This is a genomic window from Bradyrhizobium sp. 27S5 (genome assembly GCF_037217225.1).
GTDB classification, from domain to species: domain Bacteria; phylum Pseudomonadota; class Alphaproteobacteria; order Rhizobiales; family Xanthobacteraceae; genus Bradyrhizobium; species Bradyrhizobium septentrionale.
Genome location: NZ_CP147714.1, coordinates 2,369,263 through 2,386,328, shown reverse-complemented (window position 1 = coordinate 2,386,328; position 17,066 = coordinate 2,369,263). Strand labels below are relative to the sequence as shown.

The following is a 17,066-nucleotide window of genomic DNA, read 5'->3' as shown; positions in this document are numbered from 1 at the left end:
TCTCTTGGTGGTGAGAGAGGTCGCGCAGACAGAACCATCAAGGGACGACGGGTAGTTGCCGTAGTGGTGAGAAAGCTCAATGCCGAGATTGTCGACCGCGGCTTGCACGTCGGCGCGCGACAGGGTCCATAGCACCGCCACAGGCTCCAACCAGTCGTACTCCAACGGAGAGGGATCGCTTGAGGGCCAATCGCCTGCACGTTGCCCATGGATGACAACGCTGAGCCCGAACCGAGACATCGACATCGTACAAAAAAATGGCTGTCTATGAGAGCTGCCGCATCGGCGAATAAAGCAAAACCCCCGGCGTTTTGGCGCCGGGGGCTCTGTTAGATCGCAGTCAGATCAACCGGTATTACCAGTTGCGCTGAGCGCGGAGCAGCATGGTGTAGGTGTTCTGGTCCTTCAGCTCGTAGATCGCACCCGGCTTGCCGATCGTCGGGCTGCCGGGGAAAGCGACCGTACCAGCAAAGCTCTGGTCCAGACGGGTGTAGGTGAAGTCGGCCGAGAAGGTCAGGTTCTTGACCGGGGTCCACTGGGTCTGCGTGCCGATCTGCGCAATGCTGTAATCGGGGTTGCAGGACGTCAGGTTGGAACCAGCACCAAAGAAGTTGCTGAGCGAACCACCAACACCATTGCCGGCCGGGCCGCAGATGTAGCCCTTGGCAGTGCTGTTGTAGTTAACCTGGGCCCAGGCACCGTAGATGCTGGTGTTCCAGTTCGGGTTCCAGTTGTGCACATAGGCACCGCGGAAGCCGTAGGTCGTGATCAGCTGCTGCGAACCACCGTTGATGAACACCGAGTCAGGCGCGATGCCGAAGCCGATGCTCTGGTAGGCGCCGGGGACGTTGGTGCCGCCGAAGATGGTGTTGCCACCAGCCGAACCGGCGAGGTCCTGGATGTTGTAGCGCGTCGCACCGTTGGTGTAGACGCCCTGCAAGTTGATGGTATCGCCAGGTCCGGTCGGGATGTTCTTGATCGACAAGGCCAACTGACCAGCCCAGCCCCACTTGTCGTCCGGATGACCGGTCAACTCGGTGCCGCCATAGTAGGCTACGTGGTTGTCATGCGCCGCGAACGACGCCTGGAACAGACCCCAGGCCTGATCGACGCGCAGCATCGCGACGAGGTCCGGAGCAATCGTGCCGGCGTAGTCGCTGGTGCCGAACACGTTGGTGTTGCCGGGCACGCCGAAGGTGACGGGAGCGCCGAGGTTGGAGACACCAGCCTGATAGTAGGCGGTCTGATCCTGAGCCGACAGAGACAGCGACACGCCGTTGCCGAACTGCGCGGTGTAGGTGAACTGGTTCACACCAGTGATCGTGCCGCCGCCGCCGACGAGACCGTCGAAGTTGTTGCCCGGGTAGTTGGCCCACGGAGCCGAGAACTGCGAGACCGCCTTACCGATGGTGAAGCCGGCGAACTGGATGAAGGCGTAGTACACGCCGACCGTACCAGCAGCGACAGCACCGGAGTTGGCGTTGTTCGGAGCCGAAACCGCGCCGATCGGCGAGTAGACGGTCGCGCCGTTGCCCTGACCGGCGTAGGTGTCCGAGGTCCACGAGAAGGTCGCATCGAAGAAGGTGCGGACCACGCCGTATTCGGTCGCGGTGCGCGTATCGATGTTCAGGTCTTCGCGCGAACGCCAAGTGTAACCGTTGGTGAAACGGTTGTTCGCACCAGCGGCACCCGAGGTGTTGCCGGTGTGATCCGAGTTCGTGTTGATGACGACGTCTGCGCGCAGGTAGCCGCCCAGCTTGATGCAGGTGTCGGTGCCCGGGATGTAGTAGAAACCGGGACCATACAGGGAGCAAATCTTCACGTACTCGACCGCTTTGGCCTTGACGGGAAGATCGGCCGCCTGAGCTCCGCCGACCGCGACGAGTGCCGCCGCCGAGCCGAGGATAAGGCTCTTAACCATCTTCATGTTAAACCTCCAAGTTGCTCTATCTCAGGGAAGGTTCCGGATCCGCCGGGTAAACACCCTAGGTTGGTTCCCTTTGTCCCTTAAATCCCCGCCTAGTCGCTTCGCGTCTTCGGACACACCCGCATGAACGCGAGGGACTTAAGCGAACCACCTAAAACGGGACGACCTTGGGATGCCCCCCTCCGTCGCAGTTCCATATGAGACAGAAGGCCCCCGATCACGCAACAAAAGACCGCTCGGTTTGGGGCGAGTTGCGGCTGTTTTCGGGCAAATGTTGCACAAATATCACGGGCATTTGAACTGCGATGCCCACGCAAGCCTCTGAAATATAAGACGAATATTTATAATACCGTTAGCCGGCGTAACTTTGGGCAACACGGGGCGGAACGGTGTGCAAAACGCGTAATCCTACGAAGATGGTCGGAAGCGGGCCCCGTTTCAGCGGGGCTGATTCCCGGGTCGGACCGCCCCTCACGCCTAAAACCAACGGTATCTGAACAACATAGCCGGGGTCTGGATACCGCCGATTCTCGCTCGGACAGGCGGTATCCGGGTCGGCGGGATAGGCCGACAATAGCCGGCGGATCGCCGCAGATGCGCACTAGCGGCTTTCCATGTCAGCGAGATGTCAGCGCAAGCGACGATTGGTTTGTTCTCCGCAGCCGGCGCGCGGCGAAAAATCTCCACTGCGCGCGCTGCACTGGCTGGACGCGCTGAAGTAACACCGTACTCACTCGTCCAGAATATCCAGCAGATGCTCGATCCGCTCGAAAGGCGGTTCGTTGGTCTTGTCTGAGTAGAACACGCGATCGCCGTCGCGCTGGAGCGATCGCGCTCTGGATTTCGGCAGCCTGCCGGGTAAGAACGTCGCCGCGACGGCCTCCGGTCCGACGTCGAGCCTCACAATACCTCGCCGCTTGCAATCGATCCTGAGGCGCGCCGCCGCGAAGAAATCCCGGCCGGCCGATGGCAGTCCGCCGAAGCGGCGCGAGGTCTCTTCCTCCAGATCTTCCAGATCGTCCTCGCTCCGGCACCTGGCGGCGCGGCCATAGATTTCAAGGCGCATCGTTTCCGATTGCACGTAGCTCTTGGGCAGCAGATCCGCGAGCGGAAGGTTGAGGTCGGGCACCCACAGATCGGCGGCCCGGTCGTTCGTCTTCTCCGAGGCCTGTTTCAGCAGGTGGCTATAAAGCACGGGGCCGAAAACCTGCACGTGGCCGGATTGCCGCTCGGAGAGCAGATCGCCGGCACCTCTGAGGTCCAGATCGCGCTCGCTGATGGCGAAGCCGGCACCCGGTTTGCTGAACTCCTCGAGAACAGCCAAACGCTTGCCGGATTGCTCCGAACTGGATTCAGTCAGCATGGAGGCGAAGGCGCGCGTCCCGCCACGCCCGACCCGTCCTCGGAGCTGATGGAGCTGTGCCAGACCGAACTTTTCCGGCCAGCAGACCACGATGGTATTCGCCCGCGGAATGTCGAGACCGCTTTCGACGATATTGGTCGCCAGCAGAACGTCCGCCTCGCCTTCGACGAAACTCATCATTCGGTCGTCAATCTCGTCGGCGGGCAGCTTGCCGTGCAGGCAAACGATGCGGAGCTCCGGGGCGACCGCCTGCACGCGCGCCAATAGCGGCTCCAGATCCTGGATACGCGGACAGATCAAAAAGCTTTGCCCGTGACGTCGCTGCTCGCGCAGCAATGCAGCGGCAATGGCAGCGTCCGAAAGTGGCGCGATCTTGGTCACGATCGGCAGCCGATGCACGGGCGGGGATGCGATCACGCTGAGATCCCTGAAGCCCGCGAGACCCGCCGCAAGCGTGCGCGGGATCGGCGTGGCACTCATCCAGAGCGTATGGACCCCCTTCGCCAGGCCCGAGAGCTTTACCTTCTCCGCTGCCCCGAAGTGCTGCTCTTCGTCGACAATGACCAGACTCAGCTTGGCGAATTTCACGTCCCTGGATGCGATCGCCTGTGTGCCGACCACGACCTTCATTTTACCGCTTCGAAGGCCCTCCTTGGTCTCCCTCGTTTCCTGAGCCGACGTAGCGCGCGACAAGCTTCCCACTTCGATGCCAAGCGGGGCGAACCGTTTGCGGAAGGTTGCAACGTGCTGCCTTGCCAGAACGGTCGTCGGCACAACGACAGCAACTTGTCTGCCCGACAGCGCAACGGCCGCCGCCGCGCGCAGCGCAACCTCCGTCTTTCCGAACCCGACGTCGCCGCAGACCACCCGATCCATAGGGTGACCAGATGCGAGATCATCCAGCACGTCGCGAATTGCCTTCGCCTGGTCGACCGTCGTGAAATACGGAAAGCGCGCGACAAACCGCTCGTATGCGGGACCGGGAGCGACCAGCCTGGGAGCACGCCGGCGACGCCGTTGGGCGATATGTTTGGCAAGCTCCCTGCCGGCAATCTGAATGTCTTTCTCCGCCTCGGTACGCCGCGCCCACCAGGTACTTCCATCGGCCCGGTCCAATGTCAGCTTGCCGCGCTCCGCCGCATAAGGCCAGATCAGGGCGAGATCGGCCGGCGGAACGAGGACGGCGTCATCTCCCGCAAATGCCAGCCTGACCATCTCGCGCGATGACCCCTTCCCCATGTCGAGGGTCTGCAAGCCATCGAGCATGGCGAGCCCCCGGTGCAGATGAACGACGACCGCGCCTCGCTCCGGCACATCAGGATGATCGAAAGCCGCACTCCAGGCCCTTGCCATGGGTTGCGGATGATGGGCCCTGCTGCCGAGCACGTCGGTCGCCGTCACGACGATGAGCGGCTTGCGGCCAGAGCCGATGAAGCCGGTATCGAAGTCAGCCAGCAATGCGGCTTCGCCACCGCGTCCCTTCGTGGCCTCGTTCCAGTCGGCGAAGCGCTCCGTCTTGATCCCGCTCATTCGCTCCATCGCGCGCAAATCGTCCTCCACCGCCGCGACAAAAAGCAGCCGCGATCCGGCGCGCTGCGTGTCGGCGACGAATGCGCGGAGAGTTTTGCGCAACGACGCGACCGTCGAGAAATCGGGCGTGGGGGTGAACGCCGCCTTTCGAGGCAGCGCACTCATGCGCTTGGTCAGCCGCTTCCAGTCACCGGGCCCAAAGTACTCGCGCTCCGCCTCTCTGCGGCCGGCGGCCTCGTTGATCGTACTCAGCCAGCTGTCGGCGTGGCCCAAAACTCCTGCGTCCGCGATCCAGCGAGCGCGAGGGCAATAATCCGGCAGCGCCGCGCGCTGCGCCCGCTTGCCTCTCAACGCGATCCGTTCGGACATCGGATCGATAAGCAGTTCTTGCGTGTCGAAGACGACGTCATGTTCGACCGGATCGACGCCTGCGATTCTGCGGATCACGCCACCGGAATGCTCAATTCTGAACGGCCCAAGGGCGCCGGCGGGAAACACTTCGAACGTCATTCCGTGGAACAGCACGCTTCCGGGATAATCCGCCTCTTCGTCGAGATCGTACCCCAACGCTTCCAGACGATCCTTGAGATCCGGCTCGGAATAGCTCGCCCCCACCTTCAGGCTGATGCTGAGGCGGCCCCAGCTGGCGGGTAACGGCAGCCGTTCCATGATCGCCTCCGCCGTCGACACCAGGAAGACCGGCTTCTTGCTCCTGGCGAGACGCCTCAACACCGAACTCCGTCTGCCGGCGATCTCCGGAGACGGTTCCAGCCCGTCAAATGGCAAGGTATTCAGCCTCGGGAATACGAGCACCTCGAGTGAAGGGTCGATCGAATGGAGCACGCTGCCCAACCGCTCGGCCCTGTTCTCGCTTTCCGAAAGGAAAACGATGCCGTCACGGCGGGACTTCTTCCATTGCTCGAGGAGATGGAGGGCCAACATGCCGAGAGGCGAGGAAGACGAGATCCCGGAACGCGCCAATCCCTTGCTTTTCTTCTTCGCGCCAGCAGCGGCACGGGCTTTCTTGGGTTTCGCCACGTCGGATCCATCGCTATTTCGTCAGTACGTCGGGGGCCGACTAGGCGCTTGTCGCCTACCGGCATGGAAACGAAACCGGCACAGATTTCCAGATAGCGGGGCAAATCGCTCGAAATGCCGGTGACGCCCCAGTCTGGGAGGTGTCTCAATTTCTTTATTAAATCAATGATTCGCTTGCAGGCCGGGGCGGGAGGGATCGAACCTCCGAATAGCGGAATCAAAATCAGTTGGAATATGCAACGAAATCAAGGCGCGTTTGGAAAAAAGCACCAAAATGCGCTCTCATAACTTCGATAGCTTAGTTCTCAAAAAGAAATGGCAGGAAATGCCAACTCAAATGAAATAATGGCCGGCGCCTTTCGCAAGGTCACCTTGATTTCAGGTAAGACTGTCCTTGATGGTTTCGATATTCACGTCGACGCGCGCAGGCGATCACCTATCCAAAGATACTAAGGTGCGTCAAAGGACGACAGCTTTGCGCCATGAGGTACCGTGGGACCGGTACCATCAGCCGCTCTTGCGCAGGAACACGTAGTCCGCGGAATAGGGCGCGCTGCGGTAATCCCCGGCTCTCTCGCACGATCCCCGCGCGACCCCGCCCTCGGTGTTGATGCGCTGGACAACGGTCGCGGCCGACAGCACACCGTTGCCGCGCTGGTCGACCACTTCGAGCTCGAGCGACGGAATGTCGTTCGAGGTTGCGCCGGGCGCGCTGGCGACGACCTTGCCCTTCACGGCACTACCGTCCGTGAGTTCCCAACTCGGTCCGCCGTAATGCCGTCCAATCGACTTTCCATCCAGCATGAGCGTCGCAATCGGCTCGCGCAATTGCCAAGTCAGCGCGCGAACTCGCGATTGGGATTTCCCGGTGTCCGGCTTGCATTCGTAGACCTGCGCGCCCTCGGCATGGAGGGTGGTGATGACGGTCCTGTCGCGCACCGCAATCGCCAACGGCTCTTGCGCGGCCGCCCTGCTGACGAGCCAGAGGGCGGCAAACGAAACGGCGCGAAGGAAAGCAGTCGGAATCTTCATCGGTTATTCTCGGTTTGGTTGCAGTTTAATCGTAACGGGTCGGCTGACGGCGGCGAAGCCGGAGTGCTCGCCGGCCTAGCGCTCGCGCAAAACTTCCTGGCGGTAGCGCAGCAGCGGTGAAAGCAGATAGCTCAGGACCTTCCGCGATCCCGTCTTGATCTCCACGGTCACCGCCATGCCGGGCGAAAGATTAACGATCCTGTCGTCGATCTGCATTTCGGTGCGATCGAGTGAAATGCGCGCGCTGTAGTTCAGTTCCTGTCCCCTCGGCTCGCTGGTTTCGCTCTGCGTCACCAGAGCGCGATCGTTGGCGCGATCGTGCTGGCGATCGCGGACGACAGCATCCTGCGAGACCGAAAGCACCTGACCATGCAGGAGCCCGTAGCGGGTAAAATTGAAGGTATCGATCTTGATCTCGGCCTGCTGCCCGGCATGGACAAAGCCGATGTCGTGATTCGACACCATGGCTTCGATTTCCAGCCGGCTGTCGCTCGGCACGACCACCAGCAGCGACTGCGCCGGCGTGACCACGCCGCCGATGGTGTGGATCGCGAGCTGCTGCACCACGCCGTCGACGGGAGCCGTCAGCTGCTGAAGCCTGGTCCTCTGCTCGGCCTTGATCAGGTCCTGCGCGAGCCCGTTCGCCTTCTGCTCGGACTTGGCCAGTTCGTCGGAGAGCGTATGCCGATACTCCGCCGCCGCCTGCCCGCGGGTCTCGCGGATCGCTGCGATCGCCGCCTCGGTCTCATGCAGATGGCTGTTCTGCACGTTGAACTCTTCCTGTTGCTCGACCAGCAGCTGGAGCACCTCGAAATAGCCGAGCTTCGAGCCCAGCTCCTTCTCGACCAGCGTCTTACGAATGTCGACGCGCGACTGGATCACTGGAATGATCGTCTCAAGCTTGTGGATTGTCGCCGATGCGGTGGCTTGCTCGGCCTCCTTCTGCGCCTGCTGGCGCAGGAGTGCCGCGATCTTGGCGCGATGCTCGGTCACCTGGTTGAGCAACAACTGACGCTGGGTCGCAACCAGTTCCGGGTCGGCCCCGGTGGGCGGCGTGAAGTCGGCAGCGGGATCGTCGCTGCCGGCGAGCGCCGCGCGCACGCGCGCGATGTTGAGCCGCTCGGCCAGCAGATCATTGCCCAAATGATCGCGCTCCGCCGCGTTTACGGTCGGGTCGAGTTCGATCAGCACGTCGCCGGCCTTGACCGCCTGCCCGTCCTGTACCCTGATCGACCGCACGACGCCGGTCTCGAACGGCTGCACCACCTTGGTGCCGTCGCCCGGCAGGATTTTTCCGGTCGCCGAAGCCACGATGTCGATGGTGCCCCACCAGGCCCAGAGCAAGGCCGCGCAAAACATCAGGGCGATGCTGGCCGCGGTCGCGCGCCCCACCGGCGACGGTGGCGTCTCTACGATCTCGAGCGCCGCCGGCAGAAACGCCAGCTCCTCGCTGCTTTTGCGTTGCGCAGGGCGGAACGGGATCACGCGTGGCGCGGATCCGGCGGCAACAGCCGCTTCAGACGACTTCATGGAATCCTCCTTGCAACCGGTGCAGCGACGCGTAGCGGCCGCCGGTCTTGATCAGCGTGTCGTGGCTGCCGTCCTCGACCAGGCGACCGCGATCGAGCGTGACGATGCGGTCCGCCGCGCGGACGGTCGAGAGCCGGTGTGCGATCACCAGCACCGTCCGCCCCTTGGCGATGTCCTTCATGTTCTGCTGAACGATGCGCTCGCTCTCGTAGTCCAGCGCGCTGGTCGCCTCGTCGAAGATCAGGATGCGCGGATCGCCCACCAGCGCCCGCGCGATGGCGATGCGCTGCCGCTGACCGCCCGAAAGCGTCGAGCCGCGTTCGCCGACCACGGTGTCGTAGCCCTCGGCCAGTTCGAGGATGAAGTCGTGCGCCCCGGCGAGCCGCGCCGCCGCAACGATGCGTTCCATCGGCATCGCCGGATCGGCAAGCGCGATATTGTCGCGCACCGAACGGTTGAACAGCACGTTCTCCTGCAGCACGATGCCGATCTGGCGGCGCAGCCACGCTGGATCGGCCATGGCAAGGTCCATGCCGTCCACCAGCACCCGCCCACGCTCCGGGACATAGAGCCGCTGCACCAGCTTGGCGAACGTGCTCTTGCCCGAGCCCGAGGGTCCGACGATGCCGACGGTCTGGCCGGCCGGCACCTCGAACGAGACATCGTGCAGCACTTCCTGTCCGTCAACGCGGTAGCGAAACGAGACGTGGTCGAATTTGATGTCGCCGCGGATCGACGGCAGCCGCGCCCGCCGGCCGAATAGGTCTGCTCGGCGGTGGTGTTGAGGATGTCGCCGAGCCGCGCGATCGACAACCGTGCCTGGTGGAAATCCTGCCAGATCTGCGCCAGGCGCAGCACCGGTGCACTCACCCTGCCGGCCAGGATGTTGAAGGCGACGAGTTCGCCGACCGAGAGATCGCCGCCGATGACGAGCTTGGCGCCGCAATACAGGATGCTGGCCGTGACGATCTTGCTGACCAGCTGTACCGTCTGGCTCGCGCTGTTGCCGAGACTGAGGACCCGGAAGCTTGCCGCCACGTAGCCGGCCAGTTGCTCTTCCCAGCGGCGCTGCATCTGCGGCTCGACCGCCATCGCCTTGAGTGTTTCGATGCCGCTGACACTCTCGACCAGAAAAGCCTGGTTCTCGGCACCACGCCGGAATTTCTCGTCGAGCCGCCGCCGGAACAGCGGCGTCGCCCCGGCCGATATCGCGATATAGAAGGGGAACGAGCCGATCACGATCCACGTCAGCAGCGGCGAATAGAAGTACATCACGCCCAGGAAGACGAACGTGAAGAACAGGTCGATCAGCAGGGTCAACGCCGAGCTGGTGAGAAAATTGCGGATGTTCTCCAGTTCGCGCACCCGTGCCACCGAATCCCCGACACGACGCGCCTGGAAATAGGCCATCGGCAAAGCCAGCAAATGGTGAAACAGGCGTGCGCCGAGTTCGACGTCGATCCGGTTGGTGGTGTGGGAAAACAGATAGGTGCGCAGGATCCCCAGCACGGTCTCGAACAGCGAAATCGACACCAGTCCGAGAACCAGGACGTCGAGGGTGGCTAGCGACCGGTGCACCAGCACCTTGTCGATCACCACCTGGAAGAACAGCGGCGAAACCAGGCCGAACAGTTGCAGGAAAAACGATCCGACCAGCACCTCACCGAGCAGATGACGATATTTGTGAATCGCGCCCAGAAACCAGGCGATGCCGAAGCGGCGGGTGATATCCGACAAACCGGCGCGACGGGTCATCAGGATCAGCTGACCGTCCCAGACCGACACCAGTTCGTCCTGCGTCATCAGTGCGGGCCGGGACGCCGGCGCTTGCACCAGAACCTTGCCTTCGGCGGCCTTGGCGACCACCAGGAATCCGCCGTTGCGCAGGGCCGCGATGGCGGGCAAGGGCGTGCCGCCGAGCCGGGACCAGTCGGTCCGGCAGGCACGCGCCTTGAGCCCGAGGTCTTTGGCACACCGAAGCATCTCCGGTGTGCCGATCTTCTCCGTGCCCAGCCGATGCGCGATCTGTCCGGCATCGGCCGCAACCCCCTGGAGGTGCAGCAGCGTCACAAGGGCTTCGAGACCTTGATCGACCGGTCCCGTGCTGTTGGTTTCGTTGCTCATGGATGCTCTCCAGGGTGACGTTGCGTCAGGCCGCGTGCGGCTGCGTCAGCAGCGGCTGCTGGTCAGGCGCAGGATCGGCAAGCGGCATGCCGCCGAGTGCAGCCCCCGTCGAGACCAGGCTTGAGGCCATGAACTGGCCCAGCAGGGCAGCGCTCGCCACAGACGAAGCGTTACTCACGGCACTGCCGGGATTCATCACCGCCTGGAATAGGAGGTTGTTGCCGGTGCCACCGTCGAGAACGTCGGTTCCGCCGTTGCCAATCAGGGTGTCATCCCCTGCGCCGCCGCTCAGAGTGTCGCTGCCGCGGCTGCCGATCAGGATGTCGTTGCCGTCGCCGCCATTGGCGATGAACTGCATCGCCCCTCCGAGCCCGAAGGCGTTGACGACGTCATCGCCTCCGAGGCCGTTGATCACGATGCGATCGTTGGCCTCGAAGCCGGTGATCGTGACGTCGGTAGCCAGACCCGACACCGTGATCACGCCGTTGTTGTCGTTGATCGAGATCGCGTCGTCGCCATTGGTGGCGTTGATCACGACCGTGTCGACCTGACCGTCGCCTTGCCCGCTACCGAGAGGCGCGGACAAGTCGATCGCAACATGCTTCACGTCGGTCATGGACAGGTCGCCCACCGTGATGGTATCAGCACCACCCAGCGCGTTGACGTCGATGGTCTCGATGCGATCAAGATCCATGGTGACGACGCCGACGTCGCGGCTGAAGATCGCATGGCTGCCACTGGCCGTGATATCCATGCTCTCGTTGATGTTGGCGCCGTTGAACAGCAGGGTGTCGTTGCCGGCCCCTCCGTCCACGGTGTCGCTGCCATCGCCCGGGTTCCAGACGAAGGTGTCGTCGCCGGCACCCATTTTCGCCACGTCATTGCCGCGCCCGCCAATGACGGTGTCGTTGCCCGCGCTGCCGGTGATGGTGTCGTTGCCATCGCCGCCATTGACGACAAGCCGATCGAGCCCCGCGTCCATACCACTGACCATCACTTGTGCCGCCAATCCGTTGACGACGACGGACGAGCCCGTGCTGACGACGCTGATGCGGTCGTCACCGGCGGTGCCATTGACGTTCACGGTGTCCGCCACGCCGTCGCCCTGACCGCTGCCCGGCGTCGCCGACAGGTCGATTGCGATCTGCTTGGCGTCGGTTCCGGAGAGGTCATTGACTGTGACTGTGTCGGCGCCGCCGAGGGTAGCGAGCTGGATGTGCTCGACGCCGCCAAGATCCATGGTCACGTTGCCGACATCGCGGAACAGCCTCACCCGCGAGCCATTGGCCGAGATGTCGATGTTCTCGCCGACATTGGCGCCGTTGAACACCAGCGTATCGGTGCCTGCCCCGCCATCGACCGTGTCGCTGCCATCGCCCGGATTCCAGACGAAGGTGTCGTTGCCATTGCCAAGCGACGCGACGTCATTGCCGCGACCACCGATCACGGTGTCGTTTCCGTCGCCGCCGATCAGTGTGTCGTTGCCCTGGCTTCCGGTGATGGTGTCGTTGCCGGCACCGCCATCGATGATGAGACCGATGACACCGGCCGCAAGGCCGGCAGCGGTGATGACGTCGTTGCCAGCACCGCCCTCGACGATGAGCTGGTCGTTGGCCCCCTCTGATCCGGCAAGGGTAACCGTTGCGGGCAGTCCGGCGACCGTGACCGAGCCTCCCGCTCCCGCCACCTGAATGTTGTCGCTGCCGTTGGTGCCGTTGACGGTCACGGTATCGGCCGCGCCGTCGCCGACACCACTGCCAGGTGTCGACTCGAGATCGATCGCGACCTGGGTGACGCCGGTTCCGGTGAGGTCGCCGACATTGATGTTGTCGGCACCGCCGAGCGCATTGAAATCGATCTGCTCGATGCCGTTGAGATCCATCGTGATACTGGCGATGTCGCGGCTGAACGTCACCCTGCCGTGGTTGGCGGTGATATCGATGTTCTCGCTGACGTTGGCGCCGTTGAAGACCAGCGTATCGGTGCCGTCCTGGCCTTCGACGGTGTCGCTGCCGTCGCCCGGATTCCAGATGAAGGTGTCGTCGCCGGTGCCGCCGAGCAGGCTGTCGTTGCCGCGGCCGCCGATGATGACGTCGTTACCGGCTCCGCCGATCAGCGTGTCGCTGCCGTCACCGCCGGTAATGGTGTCGTTGCCGTCGCCGCCGTCGATGGTGAGATGGATCAGGTTGGCGAGGCCGTTTCCGGCGGTGAAAACGTCGTCGCCGCCGTTCATGTTGAGCACGAGGTTCTCGGTGGTTCCGATATCAAGCGAGAACGGCGCAGGGTTGATCCGATCGAAGCGCACGCGGGTGCCGTTGGCCGTGATCGAAAAGACTTCGGCGCCGTTGCCGCCATTGACCTCGGCGGTATCGATGCCGTCGCCGCCTTCCATCAGGTCGGTGCCCTCGCCCGGATTCCAGATCATGCGGTCGTTGCCGGCCCCGCCGAACATCTGGTCGCTGCCGGTGCCACCGGTCAGGGTGTCGCTACCGTCTCCGCCAAACAGGAGATCGTCCCCACCCTTGCCTTGCAGGACATCGTTGCCGGCGCCGCCGAACAGCAGATCAGTGCCCGAGCCCCCGATCAGGATGTCGTTACCCGCGCCGCCAAACAGTTGCACCGCCGGCATCGCACCATTGGCTTCGTCGACCGAGATCGTGTCGTTTCCGGCCTGACCGAACACCTGGATCGTCGCGGTGTTGGCAACCGTCGGTCGGCCGCCGAGGATGGTCACCGCGCCGCCGTTGATGAGAATGTTGCCGGCCGCATCGCGGCTGGCGACGATGGAGTTGTCGAGGGCGTCATCGAACACCGTCAGCACGCCGGAGCCTGCCGAAAAACTGGCTGTGATTGCCATTGAAGCGGTCCTTTCGAGGATTGATGAATCAGCGCGAACGCTCATTCCTGGGGTGGTGGTTTCGTTGGTGCTAACGCTCGATCTGGTCGCCGTTGTCACCTCCGTCATCTTGACGCGCGCATGCACGGCTGCGGGCCACCAGAAATGGCGGCCCTGCGCTACGGAAGTATTTCAGGCAAGGGTAATCGTGTTACGGCTGTAACCTGGCCGGCGTTCGCAGGCAGCGGTCCAATGCCGCAGCAAGTTCTGCGTTATCCAGTGGCCAGTGCAGCACTTCAGAGATACCGGCGTCCGTCAGCAAATCGACGCTGACATCGGCGGCGGTCGCGACGGCAAGCAACACAGGCTGCAACGGCGACACCTCGTGCAGGGCTCGCGCCAATTCCACCCCGCCCTGGGGCCGCGAGGCGTGACCGACCAGGATGATATCGAATCGCGCAGAGTCGGAACGGCATGCAGCGAGGGCATCCGCCGCAACCTCAAACCCGACCGGCTCGTATCCCAGCGCCGCCAGCTTCTCTTCATCGCGCAGCAAGCGTTCCCGCTCGCTTTCGACGATCAGCACCGTCTCGCCGCGCCCAAGCGGAAGCGCCGACAATCCGTCAGCCGCGATGGAGTCCGCCGCCACAGCAGGCAGCCACACTTCGAACCGGCTTCCACAGCCAGGTTCGCTCTGAACGTTGATCGCTCCATCATGATCGCGGACGATCTCGCGAACCGTTGCGAGACCAAGGCCAGTTCCTGCCACGCGCGTCGTGAAGAACGGCTCGAACATCCGCCGCGCCACGCGTTCATCGATTCCGCTCCCGTTGTCGCTGACGGAAAGGCATACGTAGCGACCCGGGGAGAGCCCACCCTCGCTCATCTCCACGAAAGCGGCCATCTGTTCCTGTTTCACGGCCACGCGGACACAACCGCCATCGTTCGTTGCTTGCGCAGCGTTGGTGCAGAGATTGAGGATGACCTGCTGAAGCTGCGCCGGTTCGCCTGACACGGCGACGTCGGCCGGAACGTCTTCGAAGACAAGCTCTACATCCGACGGCAACGAGGCACGCAACAACGAGGCCGCCTCGTTGAGCAAAGTGCGCACCTGAACCGGACGAGCACGCCCGTCGGTCCGCCGGCCGAAGGTGAGGATATTGTCGACGAGGTCGCGACCGCGCTCGGCGGCCCGGCGTATCTCGTCGATGTGCTGTGCCGGTTTGGAACCGCGGGTGATTTGCGGCTCCGCCATCTCCGAATAGCCAAGGATGGCGCCGATGATATTGTTGAAGTTATGCGCGATCCCGCTGGCCAGCGATCCTATCATCTGCATGCGACGTGCCCGCTCCAGCCGCATGGCAAGCTTGGTCCTCTCGCGTTCCAGGAATTCGCGCTCGAGCGCATTAGCCACGGCGTCACTGGCAAGCCTCGCGAGCGGGATAGGAGAGATCTTGTTCCGTATCGGGCGGAAGCGGTCAAAACCCATGATGCCCTGGACCCGACCCGGCCGAACCAGCGGCAAACAGGCCCACGCGCGCACGCCAGTACCCGCCAATGCATCCCTGATAGCGCCGGGCGGCAATGCGCTCGCGTCGGCAATGGTGACGCCGTCCCCTGCGCCAAGCTGCTCGGCTACCGCCAACGCCCGTCGAGGCCAACCCGGCGGAAACGTCACTCCGTCCTTCGACCATGCGTGGACCCGGATCGGCCGCTCGTCCAACACCACATACGCGCGATCCGCGTCGATGATCCGACTGAATTCGCCCAGCACCTGCTTCAATCGCATTCCGGTCTCGGCCGGCGAGCAATTGATCAGACGCGTCGAATTCTCGGCAATGACGTGTTCGAATGCTGCCCGCCGACGCAACGCCACCGCCCGAGCTCGTAGCCGAAGGCCGAGAATGACGAGCAAGACGAGCAACAACAGGGAGACAACGTAGAGCAGCAGCCGATAGCGCTGCTCCCCGGCTTCGACCACGGACCGATGGCGGGAAAACAGTTCGCGGACCTCCTCCAGGGCATGCGTGCTGGCCGCGGCGATGAAGGCCTTCAGCGTTTCATCGACCGCAGGGAGCTGTTCATAGAGCAGCCGTGCATGCGCCAGCATCGCGCGCGCCGGTTCCGCGTCCGGTCCCGTGGTGGGCGTTTGCTGAGCAAACTGGCCGATCTTTTCCTGGAGCGCTCGCATCGCAGCGGATGAGGTGTCTCGCGACAAATAGAGGATCGCAGCCGCCAATGCGCCCGTTGCCGGCGCGAGTTGCACGTCGTTGGCAAGGAACGCCGGGCTCGTGCTGAGCAGGCCTACATAGGAGAGTGAATTCTGCAGCAAGGCGTTGCTGGTCTTGAAACGCTCCAGCAGCTCTTCCTGCTCGACAACCGCCGCTGCCAGCTGGTCAATTGGCTTCGGATCGAGACCTTCGGCCCGTGCGTGAGATCGGAGCCGACTGACCGCATCGGCCATCGCTCGCGCATCAACAGCAAATGCATCGTAGTCACGAAGCAGGCCAGCTCGCGCCTGAAGCACGTCGCGGTGAAGCGAGGCCTCGGCAAGCGCATATTCGTCGAGCGTCTGGAGCGTCACCGCATAGGCGGACGCGTTGGTATCTATGCCGCGCAACAACAGCCAGGTCAGCAGCGCGAGCAGAAATGAAACCCCGAGAATAAACGGCAGATTCCTCATGGCATCTGCGAGCCAGTGCGTGGTGTGGCCGTGGCCGGCCTTACGGCTTGACCTCGATATGTCCCGGTCAGGGTGTTGAGGAAGGCGACGATGGCGGCTGTTTGCTGATCGGTTAGAACGCGGTCGAGTTGGGCGACGCCCATCGCTTTGACCGCGTCCGGCAACGTGGCCGCGCTGCCATCATGGAAGTATGGCGCTGTCGTCGCCACATTTCGCAAGCTGGGCACGCGAACCAATGCCGGCTCCGGCGAGCCCAATGGATGGAAGATGCCGTGCCGTTGAAACAGATTGCCGCCCACATTGACACCCTGATGGCAGGCGATGCAACCGAGCGATTTGAAAACCTGATAACCCGACAACTCGTCCGGCGTCATGGCGTTGGTTTCCCCGGCAAGCCATCGGTCGAAGCGGCTATCGGGCGTAACCAATGTCCGCTCGTATGTCGCGATCGCATCCAGCATGGCGGCGACATCAGGCTCCCTTCCATAGGCATCACGAAACTGCCCCACGATTTCGGGGTCAGCACGCAGTTTGCCGAGGGCTTCGTCAACGCTCGACGCCATAATCGCTGGATTGCGAAGACTGCCCTCGATTCCGTCTTCCAACGAGCGGAAATTGCCTTCCCAATTCAGGCGGAAGTTCAGACTCGCATTGAAGACCGTCGGCGTATTGAGGGCGATCGGTTGGCCCTCACGCGTATCGTGGATCCTGGCGCTGGCGCCATTGGTTGCTATATCGTGGCACGACGAACAACTGTGTGTATTATCGTGAGACAGACGTCGGTCGCCGAACAATCGTTCTCCGAGCAGGACACGCTGTGGGTCTTGGGCACGCGGCGCGGGAATTGGCGTGATAGGCTCGCGGTCGGCGCGCGCCTCGAAGCCCGGCGATTGAGCGTCTGCCGGCGAGAACGCGCTGAGACAAACGAGCGCGAGCAGCAGACACGCGAAACCGCAGCCGTACGCGGCCGCTGTCGCCACCGGCGGTGCCGTTGAAGGAACTG

At 63.1% G+C, this 17,066-nt stretch carries 7 protein-coding genes and 1 pseudogene; all 8 read right to left on the bottom strand.

Annotation, left to right across the window (positions count from 1 at the left end):
* Nucleotides 1–355 precede the first annotated feature (355 nt).
* Nucleotides 356–1,927 (bottom strand): porin, encoded by a 1,572-nt coding sequence (locus tag WDM24_RS11260; protein ID WP_338831242.1) that lies wholly within the window; start codon nt 1,925–1,927, stop codon nt 356–358.
* Between the two features lie 730 nt (nt 1,928–2,657).
* Nucleotides 2,658–5,762, bottom strand: coding sequence for a helicase-related protein (locus WDM24_RS11255; RefSeq protein ID WP_338832367.1), 3,105 nt, complete (start codon nt 5,760–5,762; stop codon nt 2,658–2,660).
* 603 nt (nt 5,763–6,365) lie between these two features.
* On the bottom strand, nt 6,366–6,890 hold the full coding sequence (locus tag WDM24_RS11250) for a DUF3455 domain-containing protein (protein ID WP_338831241.1): 525 nt from the start codon (nt 6,888–6,890) through the stop codon (nt 6,366–6,368).
* 75 nt (nt 6,891–6,965) lie between these two features.
* On the bottom strand, nt 6,966–8,420 hold the full coding sequence (locus WDM24_RS11245; RefSeq protein WP_338831240.1) for an HlyD family type I secretion periplasmic adaptor subunit: 1,455 nt from the start codon (nt 8,418–8,420) through the stop codon (nt 6,966–6,968).
* Nucleotides 8,407–10,544, bottom strand: a pseudogene (locus tag WDM24_RS11240) (type I secretion system permease/ATPase). The gene WDM24_RS11245 and the pseudogene WDM24_RS11240 overlap by 14 nt, the downstream one beginning before the upstream one ends.
* Before the next feature lie 25 nt (nt 10,545–10,569).
* Nucleotides 10,570–13,401, bottom strand: coding sequence for a calcium-binding protein (locus WDM24_RS11235; RefSeq protein WP_338831239.1), 2,832 nt, complete (start codon nt 13,399–13,401; stop codon nt 10,570–10,572).
* Nucleotides 13,402–13,591: 190 nt separating this feature from the next.
* A complete protein-coding gene (locus tag WDM24_RS11230) occupies nt 13,592–16,063 on the bottom strand; it encodes a two-component system VirA-like sensor kinase (RefSeq protein WP_338831238.1) in 2,472 nt (823 codons plus the stop codon).
* Complete coding sequence (locus WDM24_RS11225; protein WP_338831237.1) at nt 16,060–17,043, bottom strand: cytochrome-c peroxidase; 984 nt, start codon at nt 17,041–17,043, stop codon at nt 16,060–16,062. The genes WDM24_RS11230 and WDM24_RS11225 overlap by 4 nt, the downstream gene beginning before the upstream one ends.
* Between the last annotated feature and the right edge of the window lie 23 nt (nt 17,044–17,066).

Excerpts from the sequence above, each read along its gene's own strand:
- WDM24_RS11260 (WP_338831242.1), bottom strand. The coding sequence starts at position 1,927 with ATGAAGATGGTTAAGAGCCTTATCCTCGGCTCGGCGGCGGCACTCGTC.
- WDM24_RS11255 (WP_338832367.1), bottom strand. The coding sequence starts at position 5,762 with ATGTTGGCCCTCCATCTCCTCGAGCAATGGAAGAAGTCCCGCCGTGAC.
- WDM24_RS11250 (WP_338831241.1), bottom strand. The coding sequence starts at position 6,890 with ATGAAGATTCCGACTGCTTTCCTTCGCGCCGTTTCGTTTGCCGCCCTC.
- WDM24_RS11245 (WP_338831240.1), bottom strand. The coding sequence starts at position 8,420 with ATGAAGTCGTCTGAAGCGGCTGTTGCCGCCGGATCCGCGCCACGCGTG.
- WDM24_RS11235 (WP_338831239.1), bottom strand. The coding sequence starts at position 13,401 with ATGGCAATCACAGCCAGTTTTTCGGCAGGCTCCGGCGTGCTGACGGTG.
- WDM24_RS11230 (WP_338831238.1), bottom strand. The coding sequence starts at position 16,063 with ATGAGGAATCTGCCGTTTATTCTCGGGGTTTCATTTCTGCTCGCGCTG.